Raw genomic sequence first — 23,263 nt, 5'->3', positions numbered from 1 at the left:
CGGTGACGATGTTCTCCCGATCGACCCTGACCGTACACGCTCAGTAATCGGCTCCGACCATAACGGCTGAGGCAGCAGCGCCGTAACGAGTGGACAACAGCCCGCCCTCTGGGCTCCCGCACCGCTGCGCCCAAGGATCCCACCTGCGATTATCAGACCGCCCAAGCGGGGGGTTACGGCCTACACCACCCCGCCGGCACACCAGGTGCAGAGCCGACCGGCGCTTATCCTGTCCCACGGCAGGACCCAGCCCGGCCCACCAACCCCGGCCTCTGTCCAGCCCCGCCCCCGTAGCTCAGTGGATAGAGCAGGTGCCTTCTAAGCACTTGGCCGCAGGTTCGAGTCCTGCCGGGGGCACTGCGTAGCTGAGAGTCAGTGCAGTTCAGGACCGATGGGTGACCAGCCCTGGGTCTGAGGCGGGTCCGTTGGCGGCCAGGGTGGATGCGGGGTTCAGGCGTCTGCCGGGCGCGTGAGAGCGACGATCTCCACGAGGTCGTCCAGGCCCTGGAAGTCCTTCGGGTTGGATGTGTAGAGGGGGAGTCCGTTGCTGGCTGCTGTGGCGGCGATCATCAGGTCGGCTGAGCGCCCGCGAGGCTGGCGGCCGGCGGCGATCGCTGCGGCGCACATCTGGCCGTAGATCCTTGCTGCGTCGCGGTCGTAGGGGAGGGGGTCGAAGGTGGCCTCGACATGCTGGAGGACCGCCATGCGCTTGGCGCGTTTGACGGGATCGTCGGTCGCGTGCGGACCGTGGGAGAGCTCGCCGAGGGTGACGGCTGTGATCAGGAGCTCTTGTGGGAGTCCGGAGGGGTCGTAGGCCGCCAGTGCGGCGATGATGTTGGTGTCGAGTACTCCCTCCGCATGCGTCACAGATCTGTTCCTTCGTAGGGGTCGCGCAGGTCCTGCTCCACTGTGGCGTCCAGGTCGTCGCGCAGGTCGTCGGCGTCGAGCAGAGGGGCTGTGGCGAAGATGTCGAGAGCCTCGTCCCTGGGAATGGACCGGCGGCGGCGAATGGGGATCATCTGAGCCAGAGGCTCACCGTTGAGGGTGAGTATGTAGGGCTGGCCCTGGCGGAGGCCGCGCGTGACGGATCCGGAGTCGGCGACGAACTGCCGCACGCTGACGTCTGTGGGATGGCGTTTCGGGAGGACCATGTTGCCAGGATAGCGCGACGTACCACGGTGTGGTACGGCCATTTGCGGCCTTTCGGACTCGAGTCGCCTGAACTGGGATTCCGGTCAGCCCGAGGTTGGCCGCCGGGGGCGTGCGTTAGGGTCTGGGCGGACATCTATCGCACGCTCATGCGATACACCGCCACGTCAATGGGGGATTGACCGCTGATGACCGGCTTCAAGACGCCGCCGCTGGGCGACTTCCAGACCTACTCGGCCTTGCTCAGGCAGCAGGGCGGCCACCTGGCCACCCTCGGCGGGTACGCCACCGGACAGTGCGCGCAGACAGGCGGGCTGGACGGCCTGCTCTACCCGCTGCGCCCGGTGGTCGGGCAGGTCTCGCAGTTCTTCGAGGGCAAACTGGCGCAGTGCGGACGCGGTATGACGCTGGTGGCGGGCAAGGCGGACCGTACCGCCGCTGACTACCGGGCCGCGGACGCCTCCGCCTCCGCCGACCTGCGCCGGATCTACCCCTCCGCGATCAGCGGCTTCCCCGATCTGGGCGCGATCCCGAGCGCGCATCTGGTGGGCAATTTCCAGGACGAGGGGGTCAGCCCCAAGGAGCCGACCAGCGCCGCGGCCGACGAGGCCACCAACATCAAGCACCAACTGCGGGCGCTCAAGCTCCAGTTCAAGGGCGGTGAGCTGGCGGGAGCGGAAAAGCTGTTCAAGTGGTGCACCGGGCAGAGCCTGATCGCGCTGCTGCTGGACCCGCTCGTCGGCGACTATGCCCGACTGCTCTACCTGCACGATGCCTACGTCGAGTTGGGCAACGGCGTCTACACGGTGGCCGGAACGCTGCGCAAGGGCTCCTGGGCGTTGGGCACCGAGTGGACCGGCGCAGCGGCAACCGCCTTCGACTCGTACCTGTTCTCCTGGAGCATGGGCGTCGGCGGCCTGGGCGACGTGGCCCAGCTGACCGCCAAGGTCTACAAGGATGCCTACGACGCGGTGGTGGCCTTGGTCTTCACCGGGCTGGCGATGATCAACTCGGCCATGCACGAGTTCGACGAACTGGCCAAGCAGGCAGCCGAGACCGCAGCGGTGGATGCCACCATCGAGGTGGCGGGTGGCGGCCCCGAGGACCCGGTGGCGGATGTGGCCGCCGGAGCGTTCACGATCTGGAAGCTCTACAAGATCTACAAGATCGTCCGCACCATCGTGGGCATCATCAGCAAGATCGAGAAGGTGTACCACGCGATCACCGAGGCGATCGACGCGATACCCAAGGAGGTCAACGCGGTTCTCGCCGCGCTGAACGCGCCGCTGCCCACGGTCGGCAGCCTGATCGACGACGTGGAGAAGAAGGGGTTCACCTTCGAGCAGAGCGGTGGCTGGAGCCCCACGCTGGGCGCGGCCCGACTGGCAATGCTGCCATCGGCCTGACTTCCCGGACCCGACATGTGACGGGTGGTCAGTACCGCCCGGAGCACTACGCCCGACCCCGCCCCGCCCCCGCCCCGCACCCGACCCCACCCGCTGCCCGCTCCTGAGGAGGATCCTGTGCCTGACGACCCGTCCGCATCCAAGGCCGCCCGTGTCGGCGACTACCTGCTGGCCGCGCAGACCGACCGCCAGCGCGACCTGAGTGCCCGCATCTACGATCGGCTCAAGGCCGGCGCCGAAGTGGACGACGTTCGCGACCTGATCGAGGAGCTCAGCCGGACCGGCGCGGAGGACCTGCGCCGCTACCGGGTGGCCGGGCAGCACCAGGGCATCGACCGTGGCAGCAACGGCAATGGGGTGGTCCGGTGAATGACGGCACGGCTCCGTGGGAGCAGGCCACCGAGTTCGAGGTCGTCTTCACCTTCCGGGTGAAGCAGAGCAGTTGGCTGGTCCAGCCGAAGGGCGGTGGGACGCCGCTGCTCAGGGGGGTGCGGCCGGGCGGGCCGGAGTCGGTCCGCGCCTATCTGGTCGATGCCGGTCCGGCACTCGACCAGCGGGTTGGCGCCGTCGGGCTCACCTCCGCCGCGGATGCGGAGGGCACGCGGATCGGCACTGTCAGCCAGATGCCGGGTGCGATGTTCCAGGACGACGTCTGGACGGTTGTGCAGACGGATCTGGGTGCCTTCTCCGCCAAGCCGGTGGGCCTGGCCAGCCGGGCCCGGCACACGCCGCTCACCTGGGGATTTACCGAGAACGTGGCCGATCTGGTGAGCAGGCACCGGCTGCGGTTCAGCAGCAGGGAGAGCAAGGGCTTCGAGGTCGGCCGCCGCGCCGGCCTCCGCTCCCAGTACGACGTGAAGGTGCTCGACTCCCGAGTCAACCGGCTGCTGGTGCTGGCTACCGTCGTCCACTTCGACTCAGCCTACGGCGACGCCAACGTGGGCAAGCTGGTCCCCTCCATCACCGGCCTCTTCCGCCGCTGACGGCTCCGTAGTCCATGGCCGGCCGGTGCGACCTGACCTGAACTGACTGGCGGTCAGGTCAGGTCAGGTCAGGTCGCGCCCGACTCCTGGGAGGGACGCGGCACGCCTACGGGGCGGTCCCGTCGGCCGGCCGGATGTTCTGGTTGACGTGGAAGGTGTTGTCGGGGTCGTAGCGGCGTTTGACCTGGGCGAGGCGGTCGTAGTTGCCGCGGTAGGACGCCTTGACCCGGTCCTGGCCCTCGTCCATCAGGAAGTTGACGTAGGCGCCGCCGGCCGAGGTCGGGTGCAGTTCCTGCCAGTAGTCCTGCGCCCACTGCGAGATGAGGCCCGCGTTGGCCGGGTCCGGGTCGACGCCCACGATCACGCCGGCCCAGCCGCCGTCGCGGTAGGCGAAGGCGGTCGCGTCAGTGGGCACCCGGGCGGCGGCGCCGTCGATGGGGTAGAGGTGCATGGTGGAGTGGCCGGTCGGCAACTGCTCGCCGTGCTTCTGGTGGATCTGGATCGCCTCGTCGGAGATCTCGTCGAAGAAGTCCGCCCGCCAGTACCACTGCAGCCCGGCCGGGTAGAGCCCGTCGAACGCGCTCTGCAGCACGTTGAACGGCATCGCGCCGACGCCGACGAGCAACGGCTCGCCGAACGTCCGGACCGGTTCGAGTACCTTGTCGGCCTGGTCGTGCGGTCCCGTGTAGCACCAGACGATGGCGCACGCCTTGCGGCCCCAGAGCGCCTCCGGGAACGGGGCGGCCGGAGGGATGGTGAGCAGTCCGATCCAACCGCTCAGCTCCTCCGGCAGTGACGGCAGCAGTTCCCGGTACCAGCGCATCACCTCGGCCGTGTCGGCGAAGTCGTACAGCACCGGGCCGCCGATGATCGTGCCGCCCTCGCCGATGTCGTGGCAGCGGAACGTGAACGAGGTGACGACGCCGAAATTGCCGCCGCCGCCCCGCAATGCCCAGAACAGGTCACTGTGGGAGCTCTCGTCGGCCGTCACGAACGTGCCGTCGGCGAGCACCACGTCGGCGGACAGCAGGTTGTCGACCGTGAGCCCGAAGCGTCGGCTCAGGTAGCCGATGCCGCCCCCGAGCGTCAGGCCGGCCACCCCGGTGGAAGCGAGGAAGCCGGAGGGAGTGGCCATGCCGAAGGCCACGGTGGCGTGGTCGACGTCGCCCCAGGTGCATCCGGCGTCGGCGCGGACGGTGTGGCTCTGCGGGCTGACAGTGGTGCTGCGCAGCAGCGAGAGATCGATGACCAGGGCGTCGTCCTGGACTCCGAGACCGGCCGCGTTGTGCGCACCGCCCCGGACGGCGATCTCGACACCGTGCTCGCGGCCGAAGCGCACGCAGGCGATGACGTCGGCGGTGTCCCGGCAGCGGGCGACGGCGGCCGGGCGCTTGTCGATCATGGCGTTGTAGACGGCACGCGCCTCGTCGTACCCGGGGTCCCCCGGCGTGATCAGGTCGCCGCGCAGGACGGCGGACAACTGTTCGTACGCAGTGGCGGCGATGCCGGCCGGTGTGGTGCTCATGTCGCTTCCCCCTTGGATGCGTCGCTCGAATCCCGAGCGCCAGCGACGTTAGGCCCTACGGCGTTCCTCCAGCGTTCGTGGGCGTGCCGGGTCAGGACGCCGGGGGAGCGTCGGTGGTCGGGAGCCGAACGCCGTGCTCGGCGAGGTCGCGCTCGCAGCGCCGCAACAGCGCGGTGCTGCCGTGGTCCGAAGCCATCCGGGCGGCTTGGCGCAGCCGGGAGACGGTGGCGGCCGGATCGCTGTCGTGGGCGGCGCGCATCCGTACCACCTCGGGCAGCCACCACAGGTCGTCCCGGGCCTGCCCGCCGACGAGGGCGGCGTCCAGCGTCGCCCGGGCGGCGTCCGGCCGGTCGTGGCGCGTCGACAGGTCGGCCAGCAGTGACAGCCAGTACGGCATGCGGGCGAACGACCCTTCCGCCCTGAGGTTGCGGACGCCTCGTCGGGCCAGGCCGATCCCTGACCCGTCCGTACGGGACCAGCCGTCGAGAATGAGTCCCCACTCCCGGTAGTAGGCGAAGCCGTACCGCTCGCACAGCTCGCGCAGTTCGCCGACGGCGTCCCGCAGCGCGGGGAGGTCGTGGCGCATCTGGTGGGTGACGCTGCCGTACGCCAGGGCCACGGCCAGGTTGTACGGATGCCCGATCTCCCGGGCCAGCCCGATGGCGTCGCGACAGCTCGACCGGGCCTGCTCGTCGTGGCCCAGCAGCCAGTGGGCATGCGCGGCGAAGGCCCTGCTGTGCACGTCGGGACGGGTGCCGACGCTCAATGAGACGGCTCCGCTGGTCAGTTCGGCGGCCAGTTCCAGGTGGCGGAGCCCTTCCGCGGGCCTCCCGAGGCTCACCGCCGAGCCGCCGACACCGAAGTGGGCCGGGCCGCTCAGCTCGGAGTCGGCGCCGACGAGGCTCAGCGCGCGGGCGGCCGTCCGGTATCCGTCGGCGGTGCGCCCCTGCACGAACCGTGATGCCCAGAGACCGGCCAGGCCGGTGAGCAACGAGTCCTTGCGGCCGAGGGATTCCGCGAGGGTGATCGAGCGCTCCAGCGCCTGCTGCAGCTCCGGGGACGAGTAGCCGTGCCTGGCGTTGAGCGGTGCCGCCATGGCTTCGAGGACGGCGAGCTCCTGCGCGTCCCTGCTTGTTCCTGCGGGCAGGCCGTTCACGAGGGACAGCGCCTCCCGGTGCAGCCGGATCGCCTCGGAGTGGGCGAACCTGCCCGCTGCGACGTCGGCTGCGCGCCGGTAGTAGGCCACCGCCTGCTCGGTCCGGCCGCCGCGGGCGTACTGCTCCGCGAGCTGAGCCGAGACCAGGTCCGTGTCGGCGGAGTGGAGCAGTTCGAGGCCCTGGGCGATGCGCCGGTGCAGCAGCCAGCGCCTCGGTGGGCTGATCTGTGCGTATGCCGCTTCGCGGAGCAGATCATGGGCGAAGTCGTAGCCTTCTCGGAACTCGCTCACGATCCTGCGCTGCCACAGTTCGTCGACCGCTCCCACCACGGCATCGGCTTCGAGGTCGCTCGCCTCGGTGAGCAGGTCGAGGGTGAAGTTCGTCCCCACCGCCGCGGCGAGGCCGGCCACCTCCTGTGCCGTCGCACTGGCCTGCTCGAGACGGTGGCGCAGTACTCCGGTCAGATCGCCGACCGCCAGGACGCCACGACCGAGATCGATGCTGCTCCGTACTGCCTCGATGACGTGCAACGGGAATCCACCCGTCGTCGCCTGGAGCAGGCCGGTGTCGGCCTCGTCGAGCCGACGCCCGGAGATCGCCTCGGCGAGACGTGCTGTGTCGGCCGGCTCCAACGGGCTGAGTGAGAGCTCGGTGAGCAGTCCGGTGGCCCGCATCCTGACGGTCCAGTCCACGAGTTCCGGATCCTCGTCGAGGTTGTCGTTGCGCAGCGTCCCGGCAACGAGGATCGGGGCGTCGGGGGCCAGTCCCAGGCAGAACGTGAGGAACGTCAGCGTCTCCTGGTCGCACCACTGCACATTGTCCAGGATCAGCAGCATCGGGCGGCCGACAGCGATCAACGCCCGTGCCAGACCTTCGAAGAAGCGGTGGCGCCGCCAGACGTCCACCATCGCGCGCGCACCGGTCTCACGTTCGCCTTCGCGTTCGCGTTCCGCTGGGTCTCCGGACGGCACGAGTCTGCCGACCTCGGCGCGCCAGGCCGGGTCGAGCGACTCCGAGGCCGACTTGACCGCCGGATGTCGTACCCAGTCCGCCACGGGCGCCAGTGCCAGCTGGCGCGACGTACCGAAGCACTGGGTGCCGGCCACCACGGCGCCCTGCAGGCGTGCTGCTTCGGCGACCTCGGCCACCAGGCGGGTCTTCCCGACGCCGGCATTGCCGCGGACCAGGGCGAGACCGGGGCGGCCGGCCGCGGCGGTTCGCCACAGGTCCTGAAGCAGGCCCAGTTCCCGGGCCCGTCCGACGAGTTGTGCTGCGGCGTACCCGGAGCGACCGACGGCGGCCTCGACCGTCGGCGGCCTCGCGTCCGACGGATCCGCGCCGACCATCAGGCGCTGGAGCGCCTGCCTCGTCGCCGGGTCCGGGGCGAGGCCGAGCTCACGGTCGAGGACCGATGCGCAGTGGTGGTACGTGCTCACGGCGCCGGCACGGTCCCCCAGGTCGGCCTGCAACTGCATCAGGGCGCGGTAGCCGACCTCCTCCAGCGGTTGCAGCCGGATGCGGTGGCGGGCGGCCTCCACAGCTCCGGTCAGGTCGCCCCGTCGTGCTCGTGTCTCACAGATCAGATCGCACAGGCCCACGCACTGGCGCTCGAGCTCCGACCTGACGTCGAGGAGCCAGTCGTCGTACACGCCGGGCAGGAGTTCACCTCGGTACTCGGCAATGGCCGCAGAGGCGTGCGCGAGGATCCCCTCGCTGTCCTTCGCCGCCGCTGCCGCCAGGGCGGCGCTGCGCTCGCTGTCGAAGACGAGTACGTCGACACGGCACGTCCCGGTCTGACACCAGCTCAGACTCCTCGGCGTCACGACGAGCGCGGGCTCGTCGCCGAGGACGTGACGCAGGTGGTGGAGCTCGCGTCGCAGGTTGGTCAGCGCCTGTGCGTCCGTCGACTCGGGCCAGAACAGTCCGGCGATGCGCTGCCGGGGCTGGGGCGATCCCGCATGGGCCACCAGAAAGGCGACGAGGGCGAGCGCGCGGGACGAACGCGTGAGCACGGTGCCGGCCGGGACATCGGTGATCGCCTGCTGCCCCAAGAGACTGACGTGCAGCATCAGGCCGCGCCTCCTGACCTCTCGGACTGGACGCACCGGCCCGTCCGTCTACCAAGGTAGCGGCGGGCGGCGGGCGGGCCCATGCTTCGACCCGGCGCAGGACCGCCGCCCGCAACGGGAGGGGAGCAATCGGCTGGTGCAGTAGGGCAGAGGTGTGTGGATTTGTTCGCCCGGGGATGTCGAGGGGCGCGGGGTGGCTCCGACTCCTTGTCGAGCAGCCCCGCAGGGGGCGGAACCCGACGCTAGGAGCAAGGACATGAAGTACCTCCTGATCATGCAGGTCAACAAGGAGATCCTGGACGGCCTCTCGGAGGAGGAGCAGAAGTTCGTCATGGAGGGCCACGGCGGGTTCATGAAGACCATCCAGGACTCCGGGGAGTTCATCCTCACCCAGGCGCTCGGCGCTCCGGCGGAGTCGACCGTGGTCGCCGGCACCGGCGGTGCGCCTGCGGTCACCGACGGGCCGTTCATCGAGGCCAAGGAGTTCATGGGCGGCTTCTACCTGGTCGACTGCGCGAGCAAGGAGCGCGCGGTCGAGATCGCCGAGCTCATCCCGGACGCCCGGATCAAGGGCCTGTCGATCGAGGTCCGCCCGGTGGTCTTCTCGGCCGGGGCCGGGCTCTGACCGGTCGTCCTTGAGCGGACGGGACCGGAGGACGTGGGGTGGGGCCGGGGAGCTGCTTCAGCAGGTTCCCGGCCCCTCCCGCGGTCAGGCCTGCGGGTCCGGTGCCGTGATCTCGCGGGTCTCCTGCCTCACCTCGGTGAGGTCGTCGATCGGGACCTGCGCGCGCCAGGCGTGACGGCCTGCGGAGGCCAGGCCCAGTCGGGCGGCCTCTTCGGCGTTGCCGCTGGTCAGCGCGAGGGTGGCGACTCCGTCGGCGCCTGCCAGGACCTCGAAGTCGCTGTCGCGCCAGGAGGCGAGCATCCGTCGGTAGGACACCGAGTCGCACTGACCGAACTCCAGTGCGCGGGACATCATCGTGCCGTCGTCGGCGGCCCGGTAGACGGTCGACTCGCCCGGGTTGGGGCCGAAGTCCGCGAGGTAGGCCGACCCCTGGAAGGTGACGATCAGGCCGCGCGCGGTGCTGCCTGCCGGAGGGGCGGCGACCGGGCCGGAGGTCAGCCCCGTCTCCTTGGCTGCGGGGAAGGACTGCCAGCCGGTGTAGCGGCCCGGGTAGCGGGCCAGCGCCTTCTCGGAGCCTTCGCCGCCGTCCTCGGCGAAGTGCCAGATCTCGGCGCCGACCGGTACGTCGGTCAGCTCCAGCCAGTACTCGGGGACGGCCGCCGGGGCGTACTTGGTGTAGCCGGTGCCGAGGAAGGGCTCGGGGAGTACGAGCGTGGAGTCGAGCCGGGCTGCACCGGCGGTGGTCTGGCCACCGAAGGACGCCTGGAACAGCGCCGGCCAGTGCGTCTGGAAGCGGAGCACGAACAGGCCGTCGCCCGTGGGGAAGTTGGCTTCGTCCTCGGCCAGGCCGTGGAAGGCCCGCGCCTGAGCCCCGGATTCGGCGGCCACGACGTCCACCAGGCGCGAGCAGAGGCCCCACATCAGCGATGGCTCGAACGCACCGGGGACGACGGTGTTGCCCAGGTACTGGCCGGCGAGCTGACGGGTGATAGGGAGCTGGATGACGGTGCGGGGGGACAGGCCGGCGGTGGGGGTGGTCATTGCGAGTGCTTGGCCTTCCAGGCGGAGAGCAGGTCGATGCGCTTTTCGGTGAGGTCGGTTACTTCGCTCAGGGGAAAGGTGCCTTCGTACTCGATAACGCCGACACGCTTCAGGTACACCTCGGCGAAGGGCGACCCCTTGGTGCCCTGGTAATAGCCGCTGATTCGGTCGTCAATACAGCCATAGCTGGCGAACTCCTCGCCCTTCCAGCGAAAGGTCCAGCTGGAGGTGTACCAGGCAGTGACCTCCCGGGGATCGACAAGGTAGGAATCGCTGGGTCCACGTGGATCACGATTGGGCTCCAGCCCTTCCGGCACCGGATCGCCGTCACGCACACAGAGGGTGATCATCGGTGAACTGCTGTCTCCGACGGACCAGTAGGCATGCCCCTGGTACACGGCATAGCGCCCTCCTCGGTAATCGGTTGTGTCAGCCATTGGTTCCGATCCACTTGTTTCCGTCGTAGTAGCCCGCGAGGGATTCGCCGCCGTCCGGGGTCATTCTCCAGATCTCGGCACCTGGTGGAACAAGGGTTCGAGCGGCTTCCCACTCGGGGATCCCGCCGCCGGTGTATCCGGTGCCGGTGAATGGATCGTGCCAGGGACGTCCCTTGCTCGCCCCTGCCAGATCTGCGACGTGTTGCGCGGCTGCAGGGTCGTCCACGGCACCGAATGTGGTGGCCGCATCCATTCCTTCGGGCGCTTTCAGGCGCAGCTGGTAAGCCTCTGCGGCGTCCTCGGGGACGGGCGACCATCCGGCGCCCTTGTCGTCCAGGGCGAGGGCGTCGCGCAGGTCGGACGGCGTGGTGAGTCCGGCGGTGTCCGTGCCGCGGGCGATGGAGCCGCCGAAGCGCGTGGAGTCGAACGCCCCTCCGTCGGGCAGGACCTTCGCGTTTTTCAGGTACGACTTGGCGATGTCCGGGCCCAGGACCTTGGTGACGATCTGGCCGTCTGCGATCTTGATGCTGTTGCGGACGTCGACGACCTGTTGGATCTGTTCGTCCGTCAGGTCGTTGGTGGGGCTGGTGCGGAGGCGGTCGTGTTCGGTGCGGTCCAGGCCGCGGGCGTTGAGCTCCTGGTCGATCTGGGTGTTGAAGTCGGGGGAGTCGTGCAGGGCGTCGCGGCCCAGCTGGGGTGCCCCGGCTTCGAGGTCGGGGGCGGCGCCGGAGTCCAGGGCCTGGGAGATCCGTGAGCCGCCGCTGCCCGGTTCGGACGGCTTCGGCTCGGTCAGCGGGTCGTCCTTGGGCATCTTCGAGCGGAAGGCGTCGGAGAGCTCCTGTTCGTTGGCCGCGTGTTCGGCGAGGTTCCTGGTGCCCTTCTCCACCGTCGAGTCGACCAGCCCGGCGTGCTTCTCCGCGATCTTCGGCAGGCTCTTCTCCGCGTCCGCCTTCAGCGCGTGGAAGACCGCCTTCTCCTCTCCGCCGGCGCTCATCAGAAGGCCAGCCCGGCCATGCCGCTGCGCAGCACCTGGGCGTGGCCGCGGAGGGTGTCCGCGTGCCCGCTCAGTACCTGCAGGTGTGCTCCGGCGGTGCCGTGGTCGATGGAGAAGCCCTCGCCGAGGTCGCTCCCGCCGCCGGCGGCGCCGCTCTGCGACCAGTCCAGCCCCGACATGGCGGCCTCGACCTTGGCGAAGAGCGGTTTGGCGGCGGCCTCGATGACCTCGCCCATGATGTGCTGGATGATCTGCTGCTTCAGCGTCTCCAGCAGCTTCTTCCCGGTACCGATGATCACCGGGACGGCGGCCTCCGCCAGCCCGAACGTGGCCACCGCCGCCGCCTGGTCGGCGACGAACGTCGCCGCCATGGCGACGAGCTCGGCCACCGCTTCGACCTTCTGGGCGACGATGTAGTCCGCTGCCAGGTCCAGTGCCTCGGCGAGGAGGCGGCAGCCCTCCACCAGTTCCTGGGTGTGCTGGGCGGACATCTTGGTCCAGCCGGACTGCATCTGCCGGGTGGCCGCCCCCTGGTAGGCCTGCGCGAAGTTGGCCATGGCCGTGGTGGCGTCCTGGTGCGTGGTCTCCACGGCCTGGCCGAACTGCCGGACCATGCCGGCGAAACGGCGCACCTCGTCCTCGTTGAGATAGGGCCAGGGGACGCCGATGACATTGAGGAAGGTCACCACCGGGCCCGGTAGATCGTCGGCAGCCAAGTTCCGCCCCCGTGTGTGCTGGGATGCTTTCCGATGATTCGTGCTCGGACACGGACCCTACCCGGAACCGGTGACGGAAGGTGACAGCGGGTTCAGGGAGCGCTCTCGGGTAGGCCAAGGAAGTCGGCCATCTCCTCGACGGTGTGGGCGAAGAAACCGTCGGCGGGGGTGACCGATCCGACCAGGTGACCGAAGAGCTCGAAACTGATCATGCCGAAGAGCTGGGTCCAGGCGACCAGTCCGCGGCTGAGGACACCGGCGTTGACCTCCGGGGCGACCTGGGCGGCCAGGGCGGAGACCTGTTCGGCGAGGATCCCGCGCAGGGGGCGGACCGGGGTGGCCAGCTCGACCCGGTGGGCGCCGGCGCGCAGCACCTCGATCAGCGCCAGCGCGACGCGTGCGGCGGGGGCGACCGTCTCGGGCGGGGCGGCGTAGCCGGGTACCGGGGTGCCGTAGAGGAGCGCGTACTCGTGCGGGTGCTGCTGCGCCCAGCTGCGGACAGCGCCGGACAGGGCCCGCCACATGGCCCGGGGATCCCCGGGCGGGGCGGCGGAGACGGCGTGTTCGGCGCGCTCGCCCAGGGCGTTGTAGGCGTCGATGATCAGCGCGGTGAGCAGGTCGTCCCGGCTGGGGAAGTAGCGGTAGAGGGCGGAGGACGCCATGCCGAGCTCGCGGGCGACGGCGCGCAGGGAGAGGCGCTGGGCGCCCTCCTCGGCGAGCTGCCGGCGGGCCTCCTTCTTGATCTCACGGGTGAGCTCCTCACGGGCCCGCTCACGCGCGGTTCGGATTGCTGCTGCCATGCCGGAGAGTCTGCCACAGTCGAGAGCGCCGCACCCGTGTGCGTGCGTTGAACATATTCGAGAGCAGTGCTCTTGACAGTGTGCGCCGACCGCGCAATAGTCGTACCAGGCAAACGAGAGCACTGCTCTCGAAAGAGAGCCCCGTCCGCATCGCTGTCCATGAGGAGCACATCATGAGCACTGTCACTGCCAACGACACCGCCGCCACTGACGCCGCGACGTCCCGCCTGGTCACCCCGCAGGGCCGGATGATGGTCACCATGGACCGGATCACCCGCAAGGTGATGATCTGGCTGACCAACCGGGGCATCAGCGTCCTCGACTCCCGCGTGCTGGCCGTCCGCGGCCGCAAGAGCGGCGAGTGGCGCACCACCCCGGTCAACCTGCTGACCCTCGACGGGGAGCGCTACCTGGTCGCCCCGCGCGGCCACACCCAGTGGGTGCGCAACATGCGCGCCGCCGGCGGTGGTGAGCTGCGGCTCGGCCGGAAGGCCGAGGCCTTCGCCGCGGTCGAGCTGGCCGACGCCGACAAGCCGGTCGTGCTGCGGCACTACCTCAAGCGCTGGGCCTGGGAGGTCGGCTACTTCTTCGACGGCATCACCGCCGACTCCCCGGAGTCGGAGCTGGAGCGCATCGCCCCGGGATTCCCGGTCTTCCGGATCACCGCCGCCTGAGCGGGACCGCACCGGTCACGAATCGAGAAGCGCCGCCACCGGGACCGACCTAGGGTGACCGTCACGGACATGAGCACGGCCCGCCCGACCTGATGGAGTCACGATGAGCAAGGCCACGAGGACGTCCCCGGTGTCGCACGCCGCCGACAGCCACGACCTGATCCGCGTGCTGGGTGCGCGCGTGAACAACCTCAGGGACGTGAGCATCGAGATCCCGAAGCGCCGGCTGACGGTGTTCACCGGTGTCTCCGGCTCCGGCAAGAGCTCGCTGGTCTTCAGCACCATCGCCGCCGAGTCGCAGCGTCTGATCAACGAGACCTACAGCGCCTTCGTGCAGGGGTTCATGCCGACGCTGGCGCGGCCCGAGGTCGACGTCCTCGACGGGCTGACCACCGCGATCATCGTGGACCAGCAGCGGCTGAGCGCCGACCCGCGCTCCACCGTCGGCACCGCCACCGACGCCAACGCGATGCTGCGCATCCTCTTCAGCCGGCTGGGCACTCCGCACATCGGCTCGCCGAAGGCGTTCTCCTTCAATGTCGCCTCGATCAGCGGGGCGGGGGCGGTCACCATGGACCGCGGCGGCCGGACCGTGAAGGAACGCCGCGAATTCGCCATCGTCGGCGGCATGTGTCCGCGCTGCGAGGGCCGGGGCTCGGTCACCGACATCGACCTGACCGCGCTGTACGACGACAGCAAGTCGCTGAACGAGGGCGCCCTCACCATCCCCGGCTACAGCATGGACGGCTGGTTCGGCCGCATCTTCACCGGCTGCGGTTTCTTCGACCCGGACAAGCCGATCCGCAGGTTCACCAAGCGGCAGCTTCACGACCTGCTGCACCGGGAGCCGACCAAGATCAAGGTCGACGGCATCAACCTGACCTACGAGGGCCTGATCCCGAAAATCACCAAGTCGATGCTGTCCAAGGACGTCGACTCGTTGCAGCCGCACATCCGGGCGTTCGTGGAGCGGGCGGTCACCTTCTCGGTGTGCCCCGACTGCGAGGGCACCCGGCTCAACGAGGCGGCCCGGTCCTCGCGGATCGGCGGGACCAATATCGCCGAGGCGTCCGCGATGCAGATCAGCGACCTGGCCGCCTGGGTCCGCGGCCTCGACGAGCCCACAGTGGCGCCGCTGCTCACAGCGCTGCAGCAGATCCTCGACTCGATCGTGGAGATCGGGCTCGGCTACCTCTCGCTGGACCGGCCGTCCGGCACCCTCTCCGGCGGGGAGGCCCAGCGCGTCAAGATGATCCGCCACCTCGGCTCCTCGCTCACCGATGTCACCTACGTCTTCGACGAGCCGACCATCGGCCTGCACCCGCACGACATCAGCCGGATGAACGACCTGCTGCTGCGGCTGCGGGACAAGGGCAACACGGTGCTGGTCGTGGAGCACAAGCCGCAGACCATCGCGATCGCCGACCATGTCGTGGACCTCGGCCCCGGCGCGGGCACCGGCGGCGGCACCATCTGCTTCGAGGGCGGCGTCGAGGGGCTGCGGACCAGCGGCACCGTGACCGGCCGTCACTTCGACGACCGGGCCGCGCTGAAGGAGAAGGTGCGGACCCCCACCGGCGCACTGGAGCTGCGCGGGGCGTCGGCACACAATCTGCAGGACGTGGACGTCGACATCCCGCTCGGGGTGCTGGTCGTCGTCACCGGTGTCGCCGGCTCCGGCAAGAGCTCGCTGGTCCAGGGGTCGCTGGTGCAGGGATCGGCGGCCGGGGGTTCGGCGGCGCCCGGCGAGGGTGTGGTGTCCATCGACCAGGGCGCGATCCGCGGCTCCCGGCGGAGCAATCCGGCGACGTACTCGGGGCTGCTCGACCCGATCCGCAAGGCCTTCGCGAAGGCCAACGGCGTCAAGCCGGCGCTGTTCAGTGCCAACTCCGAGGGCGCCTGCCCCAACTGCAACGGCGCCGGCGTGGTCTACACCGACCTGGCGATGATGGCCGGGGTCGCCACCACCTGCGAGGAGTGCGAGGGCAAGCGGTTCCAGGCATCGGTGCTCGACTACCACCTCGGCGGCCGCGACATCAGCGAGGTGCTGGCGATGCCGGTGGCCGAGGCCGAGGAGTTCTTCGGTGCGGGCGAGGCCCGTACCCCGGCCGCGCACGCGATCCTGCAGCGGCTCGCCGACGTCGGGCTCGGCTACCTCACCCTGGGCCAGCCGCTCACCACGCTCTCCGGCGGCGAGCGGCAGCGGCTCAAGCTGGCCGCGCACCTGGGTGAGAAGGGCGGCGTCTACGTCCTGGACGAGCCGACCACCGGCCTGCACCTGGCCGACGTCGAGCAGTTGCTCGGCCTGCTGGACCGGCTGGTCGACTCGGGCAAGTCGGTGATCGTCATCGAGCACCACCAGGCCGTCATGGCGCACGCCGACTGGATCATCGACCTCGGTCCCGGGGCCGGTCACGACGGCGGCCGGATCGTCTTCGAGGGCACCCCCGCCGACCTGGTCGCCGACCGCACCACCCTCACCGGCGAGCACCTGGCGGAGTACGTCGGCGGTTGAGCCGCCCCGATGCGACCTGCCTATGGCACGATTCCGAGGGTGACCGGCAAACCCGACGAGACACAGCGTCTGCGCGACCTGGCCCGGCTGCGCCGAATCCGTGACCGGATCGACCGGGAGTACGCGCAGCCGCTGGACGTCGAGGCACTGGCCCGTGGTGAGCACATGTCGGCGGGGCATCTCAGTCGTCAGTTCCGGTCGGCCTACGGGGAGTCGCCGTACAGCTATCTGATGACGCGTCGGATCGAGCGGGCGATGGCGCTGCTGCGCCGTGGCGACCTCAGTGTCACCGACGTCTGCTTCGCGGTGGGCTGCTCCTCGCTGGGCACCTTCAGCACCCGCTTCACTGAACTGGTCGGCATGCCCCCCAGCAGCTACCAGCGCCAGGCAGTTGACGGTGTCTCCGGAATACCGTCCTGCGTGGAGAAGCAGGTGTCCCGGCCGGTGCGGCACAAGGAAGCACCGACCGGCGAGGCCGGTTAGCGGGGGCGCCTGGGACCGGGCAACCTTTTCCGGCGCCGGGACCACTGAGGGATGACCCCCGTCCCTTCCCGCGCACTGGAGATCCGACCCATGAGTCCCGTCCCCGACTCCATCCTCGACCCGCTCCCTGACCCGATCCCTGACCCGGGTACCGGCACCGTCCCGAACCCGGGTACCGGCCCCCGGCACCGGCTGCTCCGCCGTCCGCGCCGTCTCGCGGCCGTCGGCATCGGCACCGTCACCGCGCTGGTCGCCGCCGGGGCGCTGGTGCACGGCGCCGACGCTGCCACCATCACCAAGGGCACCGGGTACAACTTCGGCTCCGGCTACTCGGCGATCAACGGGAGCTTCACCTCGGTCACCGCCAACTGGATCCAGCCGACCGCCGTCTGCGCCGGGGGCGACCAGCAGACCGGCTTCTGGGTCGGGCTCAGCGGCGCGGGCACCATCGCGCAGACCGGCACGGCCGCCAACTGCAACGGCACCACACCGGACTACTACGCCTGGTGGGAGATGTACCCGGCGGCCGGTGTGCCGATGACCGTGAAGACCGCGCCGGGCGACCACATCCACGCCTCGGTCACCTACCAGGGGAACAACGTGTTCACCCTGAAGCTGGCCAATGTCACCCAGGGCTGGACGAAGACCGAGACCGAGACCCAGGTCTCCACCGGCGGCACCCCCACCTCCGCCAATGTCATCGTCGAGGCCAACTCCGACACCGGCGCCGCAGGTTCGTCGGGCAATGTCACCGACTTCGGCTCGGTGACCTTCGGCGGTGCCACCGCCAACGGGCAGAACCTCGGTAACTTCGACCTGTGGACCGGGAACCTCCAGGACATGAAGGGTGTCCAGGAGGACTCGATCTCGGGCCTGACCGGCGGCCGCCTGTTCACCGCCACCTGGTTGAGCACCGGCTGAGCGGTCGCTGCGCACCCGGTGAGCACCGGCTGACCGGGAGGCGCGTCCGGGCCGCGGCCAAGTACCGTGGCCCGGACCGCCGCCATGGCGGCCCACCTGACGACGGACAGCGTCACGGCGGACAGTGCCACGACAACCGAGGAGCAGCGCCATGCCCGGGACCCACCACTACGAGGTGACCGTCGTCTGGACCGGTAACACCGGTTCCGGCACCAGTGGTTACCGCGACTACGAGCGCTCGCACCGGGTGGACGCCGCCGGCAAGCCGTCCGTCCCCGGCAGTTCCGACCCCTCCTTCCGGGGCGACCCGGAGCGCTGGAACCCGGAGGAACTGCTGGTGGCGTCGCTGTCCCAGTGCCACATGCTGTGGTTCCTGCACCTGTGCTCGGCGGAGGGCGTCGTGGTCACCGAGTACAGCGACCGCCCGCGCGGCGCCATGGTCGAGACCGCGGACGGGGGCGGCCGGTTCGCCGAGGTGGTGCTGCGCCCGACGGTCCGCTTCGCCGCCCCCGAGCAGGAGGCCCGGGGCGACGCGCTGCACGAGCGGGCCCACGGGCTCTGCTTCATCGCGAACTCGGTCAACTTCCCGGTCCGCTGCGAACCGGTCCGGTCCGGTCCCCGCCCGTCGTGACGTCGACGGACTCGCGTTCCGCTGCGGACGCCTCCGGGGCCTGCTCCGCCGCCTCCAGGGCCAGCCTCGGCAGGATCCGGTCCAGCCTGCGCGGCAGCCACCAGTTGGCCGGCCCGATCAGGTGCATCGCCGCCGGGACCAGCACGGTGCGCAGGACGAAGGCGTCCAGGGCCACCGCCGCCGCCAGGCCCAGGCCGAACTCGGCGACCGGGCGCTGCCCGCTGAGCAGGAACGAGGCGAAGACGCAGATCATGATCGCCGCCGCGGCGCTGACGACGCGTCCAGCCGCTCGCTGACCGGTGTTGACGGCGCGTCGGTTGTCCCCGGTGCGGATCCACTCCTCGTGCATCCGGCTGACCAGGAACACCTGGTAGTCCATGGAGAGCCCGTAGAGGATGGCGAACATCACCACCGGGATGAACGGCTCGATCGGCCCCGCGCCGCCCACCCCGAGCGGTTCGGAGAGATGGCCCCACTGGAACCCGGCCACCAGGATGCCGAAGGTCGCACCGGCCGCCAGCAGGTTCATCACCGCGGACAGGGCCGGTACGCCCAGGCTGCGGAAGGCCACCGTCAGCAGCAGGAAGCCGAGTCCGACCACCACCGCGACGAACCACAGGATCTTCCCGGAGATGACCCGGGTGAAGTCGTCCAGGGTGGCTCCGTAGCCGCCGAGGTAGATCCTCGTTCCGGTGGCCGCCTCGGCCTGGGGCTCCGTCACGGTGCGCAGCCGGTGCAGCAGGTCCGCGGTCGGTGCGGACTGCGGCGCGGTGCCGGGGACCACCTGGACCACCCCGACGGTGGATCCGGGACGCAGCGGCAGCGCGGTGGCCGAGGCGACGCCCGGGGTGGACCGGGCGGCCGCGGCCACGGCGTCGAGGGCGGCCCGGTCGTCGGGGCGGGGAGCGTCGACGACCAGTTGCACCGGGCCGTTGAAGCCCGGCCCGAAGCCCTGCGACAGCAGGTCGTAGGCCTGGCGGGTGGTGCTGCTGGTCGGGTCGTTGCCCTGGTCGGTGATGCCCATCCGGATCGAGCCCAGCGGGATCGCGAGCGCGGCCATCAGCACCACGGCGACCAGGGCCAGCGCCCGCGGCCGCCGCTCCACCACCCGGGCCCAGCGGGCCCAGCCGGGGTTGGTCTCCGGGCCGGCGGCGGTGCGGCGTCCGCGCCGGCCGAGCACCCGGCGTCCGAGCAGGCTGAGCAGCGCGGGCAGCAGGGTGACCGCGGCGAGGACGGTGAACACCACGGTGACGGCGGCCGCGACCGCCAGCCCGTCCAGGAACGACTGACCCAGCGAGAACATGCCGAGCAGTGCCACGGTCACCGTCGCCCCGGCGAACAGCACCGCGCGGCCGGAGGTGTTCATCGCGGTGACCAGCGCCTGCTCCGGTGCCAACCCCGACCGCAGGCCGCTGCGGTGGCGGGTGACGATGAACAGCGCGTAGTCGATGCCGACGCCCAGGCCGATCAGGGCGCCCAGGGTCGGTCCGAAGTCGCCGATGGCGACGGCATGGCTGAGCAGTGCCACGGTGGCCAGGGCGGCACCCACCGCGGCCACCCCCAGCACGATCGGCAGCACCATGGTGAGCAGCGAGCCGAAGGCCAGGAAGAGCACCACGGCCGCGGCGGCCACCCCGACCAGGGCGGCGTTGGAGAGCGGGCTCTGCTGGGCGTTCTGGACGGCGCCGCCGCCCAGTTCCACCCGCAGGCCGTCCTGCCGTGCGGCCTGGGCGGTCCGGATCACCGCCAGCACGTCGGCCTTGGGGATCTGCGCCGCCGGCCGGTCGAAGCCGATCTGCGCGTAGGCGATCCGGGAGTCCCGGCTGATCTGCGCCGCGCCCCGGGCGTCGTAGGGGCCGGTGACACCGGTGACCGAGGGCAGGTGGGCGATCCGGTCCAGCACGGCGTCCATCCGGGCCACCACGGCGGGGTCGCGCACGGTGCCGGTGCCGCCGGTCCGCTGCCAGACCACGGTGTCGGTGTCCCCGGCCTGGGCCGGGAAGTTCTGCTGGAGCAGGGCGGTGGCCCGGGCGGACTGGGTGCCGGGGAGGCTGTAGTCGTTGTTGTAGGCGCTGCCGACCACCTGCGACGCCCCCATCAGGGCGACCAGGGCGGCCAGCCAGATGAGCAGGACGGCGAGGCGGTGCCGGTGGCACCATCGCGCGAGGGTGGACATGGAAGGTCCCATCCGTGGGCGGTCAGGGTGATGTGACGGTCAATCAGAGTGCGGCCGCCGCCGTCGGGTTGAGCACCACGGGGGCGGCGGCCGCTATGTCACGATCACAGGCCGGCGGAGTCGCTGTCGTCCTCCACCGGCGGGCCGCCGCGGCTACCGCGGGCGCGGTAGCGCGCCACCCACCCGGACCAGACCGGTCTCGTAGGCGACGACGACCAGTTGCGCCCGGTCTCGGGCGCCGAGCTTGGTCATCGACCGGTTGACATGGGTCTTCACGGTGAGCGGGCTGAGGTGGAGGGTGTCGGCGATCTCGTCGTTGGTGAGCCCGGTGGCGACCAGGGCGAGCACCTCCCGCTCCCGGTCGGTCAGCGTCTCCAGCCGGACCTGGGAGGTCTCCACCGCGCGTTCCGGCTGGGCCAGGAAACGGGAGATCAGACCCTTGACCGCGTTGGGCGACAGCAGGGCCTCCCCGGCGGCCACCAGCCGTACCGCGTCCAGCAGTTCATGGGCGGCGGCGCCCTTGCCGAGGAAGCCGCTGGCTCCGGCGCGGAGCGCCTCCACCACGTAGTCGTCGATCTCGAAGGTGGTGAGGATCAGCACCCGCACCCCGGCCAGGTCCTCGTCGGCGCAGATCAGCCGGGTGGCGGTGAGCCCGTCCAGCCCCGGCATCCGGATGTCCATCAGCACCACGTCGGCGCGGCGGTCCCGGGCGAGCTCCACCGCCTCGTGCCCGTCGGCGGCCTCGCCGACCACCTCCAGGTCGGGGGCGGAGTCGAGCAGCACCCGGAAGGCGTCCCGGAGCAGCGCCTGGTCGTCGGCGATCAGCACCCGTACGGTCACAATGCGAACTCCCCCTGTCGTATCGGTAGTTCGAGGTGCACCTGGAAGCCGCCGTCGTGGTGCGGACCGGCCACGATGGTGCCGCCGAGCGCAGCGGCGCGCTCCCGCATACCGACCAGGCCGTGGCCGGTGGTGCCGGGATCGGTGGTGCCGTGGCCGATCGTGCCCTGGCCGGTGGTCCCGGGATCGGTGCTGCCGGGATCGGTGGCTTCCGGCGGCGGTGTCCCCCGGCCGTTGTCCCGGACGGTGACCCGGAGCCGTTCCGGGTCGTAGCCGATGCGGACCTCGACGGCGGCCGGCCCGGCGTGCTTCCTGGCGTTGGTCAGCGCCTCCTGGACCACCCGGTAGGCGGTCAGGTCCACCGCGGCCGGCAACTGCCGCACCGCCCCCTCGGTGACGGTGACCACCCGCAGCCCGGCGCTCTCGCAGTCGTCGGTGAGTTCGTCGAGCGACCCCAGGCCGGGCAGCGGATCGGTGGGGACGGCGTCCTCGGGGCGGCGCAGCAGTCCGACGGTGACCCGGAGTTCGTCCAGCGCGGCCCGGCTGGCCCGCTGGATGTGGCCGAGGGCGGACTTCGCCTGCTCCGGCTGGGCGTCGATGATGTGGGCGGCGACCCCGGCCTGCACGCTGACCAGCGCGATGTGATGGCCCAGCACATCGTGCAGCTCGCGGGCGATCCGCAGCCGCTCCTCGGCGACCCGGCGCAGCGCCTCCTCCTCGCGGGTGCGCTCGGCGCGTGCCGCACGCTCCTCCACCTCGGCCAGGTAGGCCTGCTTGTTGCGGACCGCGTCGCCGCTGGCCACCGCGAGGGCGAGCCAGGGGACCGGGAGGAAGTCGGTGGAGCTGAACGGGTCGTCGGCCTGCGCCGCCATCACCGTCCCCACGATCAGCAGGGTGGCCGCCACCGCCGCGTACACCGCGAACTTCCGCCCCACCAGCCGGGCCACCGAGAACAGCGCCACCGCCACCGCGATCAGCACCGGACCGTAGGGGTTGCCGGCGCCCAGGTACACCCCCACCCCGACGCAGACCGCGGCCAGTACCGCGGCCGGTCGGTCGCAGCGCCAGGCCAGCGCGGCGCACACCAGCACCGAGGGTGCCAGGAACAGGGGCGCGCCGAGGCGCCCCGAGGAAGCGCCCTGGGCCAGGACCAGGGCGAGGATCGCCGCTCCCGGGCCCGCCCGGCGCAGTGAGCGACGGATCTCCACGACTTCACCGTAGGCGGCAGCAGGCGGCGGTCACATCATCCGACGGCAGGAGCACCCGGATACCACGGCTGCGGTAGGCGGGACCCCCGTCCGCCGTTGCGGTCACATCCGGTGGTCCGCGGGCGACAGGGCGGTGAGGGAGTTCCGTCCTGAGAAGGGAACACAGATGAAGATCGTCGTCTTCGGCGCCAACGGTCCGACCGGCCGGCAGATGGTGCAGCAGGCCCTCGACGAGGGGCATGCGGTGACCGCCGTCACCCGGCGGCCCGGGTCCTTTCCGCCCGGCGGCCCGCTGCTGCGGGTGGTCGGCGCGGACGTGTACGACCCGGTCGCGGTCAAGGAGGCGGTGGCGGGCCAGGACGCGGTGGTCTCGACGCTCGGGGTGCCGTTCGGCCGCAAGCCGGTCACGGTGTACTCGGTCGGGCTCACCCACATCACCCGGGCCATGGCCGGGCACGGCGTGGCCCGGCTGGCCTGCGTCACCTCGACCTCGGTCTCGGGGGAGGAGTCCCCCGGCGAGGGGCTGTTCTTCCGCAAGGTGCTGGAGCCGTTCATCGTCGGCTACGTGGGGCGCACCGTCTACGAGGACATGCGCCGCGGCGAGGAGATCGTCAGCCGCAGCGACTGCGACTGGACCGTGGTCCGTCCGGCCGGGCTCTTCGACGCCCCGGCCGTCAGCCGCTACCGGATGGCCGCCGGACCGCGGCTGCCCGGCCGGTTCACCTCGCGCAGCGACCTGGCCAACGCGCTGCTGCGCCAGGTCGTCGACGGCCTGGATCCACGCGCGGTGGTCGAGGTGCGCACCGAGCAGGGGACGCCGAGCTTCCTCGACATCATCCGCAACGAGGCGATGGGCGGGAAGAAGAAGGAGAAGCAGGGGGCGACGGTGGCGGAGGGGACAGCCTAGGCGCCC

22 protein-coding genes and 1 tRNA gene are annotated in these 23,263 nt (G+C 70.8%); 11 read left to right on the top strand and 12 right to left on the bottom strand.

Annotated features, from left to right (window positions below):
• The first annotated feature begins 284 nt into the window (after nt 1-284).
• Nucleotides 285-357: transfer RNA gene (locus ABUW04_RS34900), tRNA-Arg, on the top strand.
• 93 nt (nt 358-450) lie between these two features.
• Here the strand turns inward: ABUW04_RS34900 and ABUW04_RS34895 are convergent.
• On the bottom strand, nt 451-867 hold the full coding sequence (locus tag ABUW04_RS34895) for a type II toxin-antitoxin system VapC family toxin (protein ID WP_380568435.1): 417 nt from the start codon (nt 865-867) through the stop codon (nt 451-453).
• Nucleotides 864-1,151, bottom strand: coding sequence for a hypothetical protein (locus tag ABUW04_RS34890; RefSeq protein WP_380568434.1), 288 nt, complete (start codon nt 1,149-1,151; stop codon nt 864-866). The genes ABUW04_RS34895 and ABUW04_RS34890 overlap by 4 nt, the downstream gene beginning before the upstream one ends.
• Nucleotides 1,152-1,337: 186 nt before the next feature.
• Here ABUW04_RS34890 and ABUW04_RS34885 point away from each other — a divergent pair, with 186 nt between their 5' ends.
• The 3 genes from ABUW04_RS34885 to ABUW04_RS34875 all read left to right on the top strand — a co-directional run bounded on the left by ABUW04_RS34885 (nt 1,338) and on the right by ABUW04_RS34875 (nt 3,538).
• Complete coding sequence (locus ABUW04_RS34885; protein ID WP_030250397.1) at nt 1,338-2,555, top strand: hypothetical protein; 1,218 nt, start codon at nt 1,338-1,340, stop codon at nt 2,553-2,555.
• 117 nt (nt 2,556-2,672) lie between these two features.
• Nucleotides 2,673-2,924: a hypothetical protein gene (locus ABUW04_RS34880; protein WP_380568433.1), complete on the top strand. Its 252-nt coding sequence runs from the start codon at nt 2,673-2,675 to the stop codon at nt 2,922-2,924.
• Entirely contained in the window at nt 2,921-3,538 is a 618-nt protein-coding gene (locus ABUW04_RS34875) for a hypothetical protein (RefSeq protein WP_380568432.1), read from the top strand. Before ABUW04_RS34880 ends, ABUW04_RS34875 begins: the two co-directional genes overlap by 4 nt.
• A 106-nt stretch (nt 3,539-3,644) precedes the next feature.
• Here the strand turns inward: ABUW04_RS34875 and ABUW04_RS34870 are convergent, their stop codons facing one another.
• The gene (locus ABUW04_RS34870) at nt 3,645-5,063 is read right to left on the bottom strand and encodes an FAD-binding oxidoreductase (RefSeq protein WP_380568431.1); all 1,419 of its coding nucleotides are present in this window, start codon (nt 5,061-5,063) and stop codon (nt 3,645-3,647) included.
• 91 nt (nt 5,064-5,154) lie between these two features.
• Nucleotides 5,155-8,289, bottom strand: coding sequence for an ATP-binding protein (locus tag ABUW04_RS34865; protein ID WP_380568430.1), 3,135 nt, complete (start codon nt 8,287-8,289; stop codon nt 5,155-5,157).
• 256 nt (nt 8,290-8,545) lie between these two features.
• Here ABUW04_RS34865 and ABUW04_RS34860 point away from each other — a divergent pair, with 256 nt between their 5' ends.
• Entirely contained in the window at nt 8,546-8,914 is a 369-nt protein-coding gene (locus ABUW04_RS34860) for a YciI family protein (RefSeq protein WP_030250418.1), read from the top strand.
• An 84-nt stretch (nt 8,915-8,998) separates the two neighbouring features.
• Here ABUW04_RS34860 and ABUW04_RS34855 read toward each other — a convergent pair whose 3' ends face one another.
• From ABUW04_RS34855 to ABUW04_RS34835, 5 genes are all read right to left on the bottom strand, one after another.
• On the bottom strand, nt 8,999-9,955 hold the full coding sequence (locus ABUW04_RS34855; protein ID WP_380568429.1) for a hypothetical protein: 957 nt from the start codon (nt 9,953-9,955) through the stop codon (nt 8,999-9,001).
• Entirely contained in the window at nt 9,952-10,392 is a 441-nt protein-coding gene (locus tag ABUW04_RS34850; RefSeq protein ID WP_380568428.1) for a hypothetical protein, read from the bottom strand. The genes ABUW04_RS34855 and ABUW04_RS34850 overlap by 4 nt, the downstream gene beginning before the upstream one ends.
• The gene (locus tag ABUW04_RS34845; RefSeq protein WP_380568427.1) at nt 10,385-11,386 is read right to left on the bottom strand and encodes a hypothetical protein; all 1,002 of its coding nucleotides are present in this window, start codon (nt 11,384-11,386) and stop codon (nt 10,385-10,387) included. The genes ABUW04_RS34850 and ABUW04_RS34845 overlap by 8 nt, the downstream gene beginning before the upstream one ends.
• Nucleotides 11,386-12,102, bottom strand: a complete 717-nt coding sequence (locus tag ABUW04_RS34840) for a WXG100-like domain-containing protein (RefSeq protein WP_380568426.1) — start codon at nt 12,100-12,102, stop codon at nt 11,386-11,388. Before ABUW04_RS34840 ends, ABUW04_RS34845 begins: the two co-directional genes overlap by 1 nt.
• A 92-nt stretch (nt 12,103-12,194) precedes the next feature.
• Nucleotides 12,195-12,902, bottom strand: coding sequence for a TetR/AcrR family transcriptional regulator (locus tag ABUW04_RS34835; protein ID WP_380568425.1), 708 nt, complete (start codon nt 12,900-12,902; stop codon nt 12,195-12,197).
• A 248-nt stretch (nt 12,903-13,150) separates the two neighbouring features.
• On the opposite strand from ABUW04_RS34835, the gene ABUW04_RS34830 reads away from it, so the two are divergent.
• The 5 genes from ABUW04_RS34830 to ABUW04_RS34810 all read left to right on the top strand — a co-directional run bounded on the left by ABUW04_RS34830 (nt 13,151) and on the right by ABUW04_RS34810 (nt 18,126).
• Nucleotides 13,151-13,576, top strand: a complete 426-nt coding sequence (locus ABUW04_RS34830; RefSeq protein WP_030250427.1) for a nitroreductase family deazaflavin-dependent oxidoreductase — start codon at nt 13,151-13,153, stop codon at nt 13,574-13,576.
• Between the two features lie 103 nt (nt 13,577-13,679).
• Complete coding sequence (locus tag ABUW04_RS34825) at nt 13,680-16,091, top strand: ATP-binding cassette domain-containing protein (protein WP_380568424.1); 2,412 nt, start codon at nt 13,680-13,682, stop codon at nt 16,089-16,091.
• A gap of 39 nt (nt 16,092-16,130) precedes the next feature.
• Complete coding sequence (locus ABUW04_RS34820) at nt 16,131-16,574, top strand: helix-turn-helix transcriptional regulator (RefSeq protein ID WP_380568423.1); 444 nt, start codon at nt 16,131-16,133, stop codon at nt 16,572-16,574.
• A 90-nt stretch (nt 16,575-16,664) separates the two neighbouring features.
• Nucleotides 16,665-17,495: a G1 family glutamic endopeptidase gene (locus ABUW04_RS34815; RefSeq protein ID WP_380568422.1), complete on the top strand. Its 831-nt coding sequence runs from the start codon at nt 16,665-16,667 to the stop codon at nt 17,493-17,495.
• A 151-nt stretch (nt 17,496-17,646) separates the two neighbouring features.
• Nucleotides 17,647-18,126 carry an OsmC family protein gene (locus ABUW04_RS34810; RefSeq protein ID WP_380568421.1) on the top strand — a complete coding sequence of 160 codons (480 nt, stop codon included), beginning with the start codon at nt 17,647-17,649 and terminating at the stop codon, nt 18,124-18,126.
• On the opposite strand, the gene ABUW04_RS34805 is transcribed toward ABUW04_RS34810, so the two are convergent.
• From ABUW04_RS34805 to ABUW04_RS34795, 3 genes are all read right to left on the bottom strand, one after another.
• A complete protein-coding gene (locus ABUW04_RS34805) occupies nt 18,074-20,302 on the bottom strand; it encodes an MMPL family transporter (protein WP_380568420.1) in 2,229 nt (742 codons plus the stop codon). The genes ABUW04_RS34810 and ABUW04_RS34805 overlap by 53 nt on opposite strands.
• Before the next feature lie 153 nt (nt 20,303-20,455).
• Nucleotides 20,456-21,142 carry a response regulator transcription factor gene (locus ABUW04_RS34800; RefSeq protein ID WP_380568419.1) on the bottom strand — a complete coding sequence of 229 codons (687 nt, stop codon included), beginning with the start codon at nt 21,140-21,142 and terminating at the stop codon, nt 20,456-20,458.
• Nucleotides 21,139-22,350 (bottom strand): sensor histidine kinase, encoded by a 1,212-nt coding sequence (locus tag ABUW04_RS34795; RefSeq protein ID WP_380568418.1) that lies wholly within the window; start codon nt 22,348-22,350, stop codon nt 21,139-21,141. The genes ABUW04_RS34800 and ABUW04_RS34795 overlap by 4 nt, the downstream gene beginning before the upstream one ends.
• 166 nt (nt 22,351-22,516) lie before the next feature.
• Between ABUW04_RS34795 and ABUW04_RS34790 the strand changes: the two genes are divergently transcribed.
• On the top strand, nt 22,517-23,257 hold the full coding sequence (locus ABUW04_RS34790) for an NAD(P)-dependent oxidoreductase (protein WP_380568417.1): 741 nt from the start codon (nt 22,517-22,519) through the stop codon (nt 23,255-23,257).
• Nucleotides 23,258-23,263 lie beyond the last annotated feature (6 nt).

Origin of the sequence: Streptacidiphilus jeojiensis, assembly GCF_042510965.1 — a bacterium.
In the GTDB taxonomy this organism is placed as follows: domain Bacteria; phylum Actinomycetota; class Actinomycetes; order Streptomycetales; family Streptomycetaceae; genus Streptacidiphilus; species Streptacidiphilus jeojiensis.
This window is presented reverse-complemented; position numbering and strand designations above follow the sequence as displayed.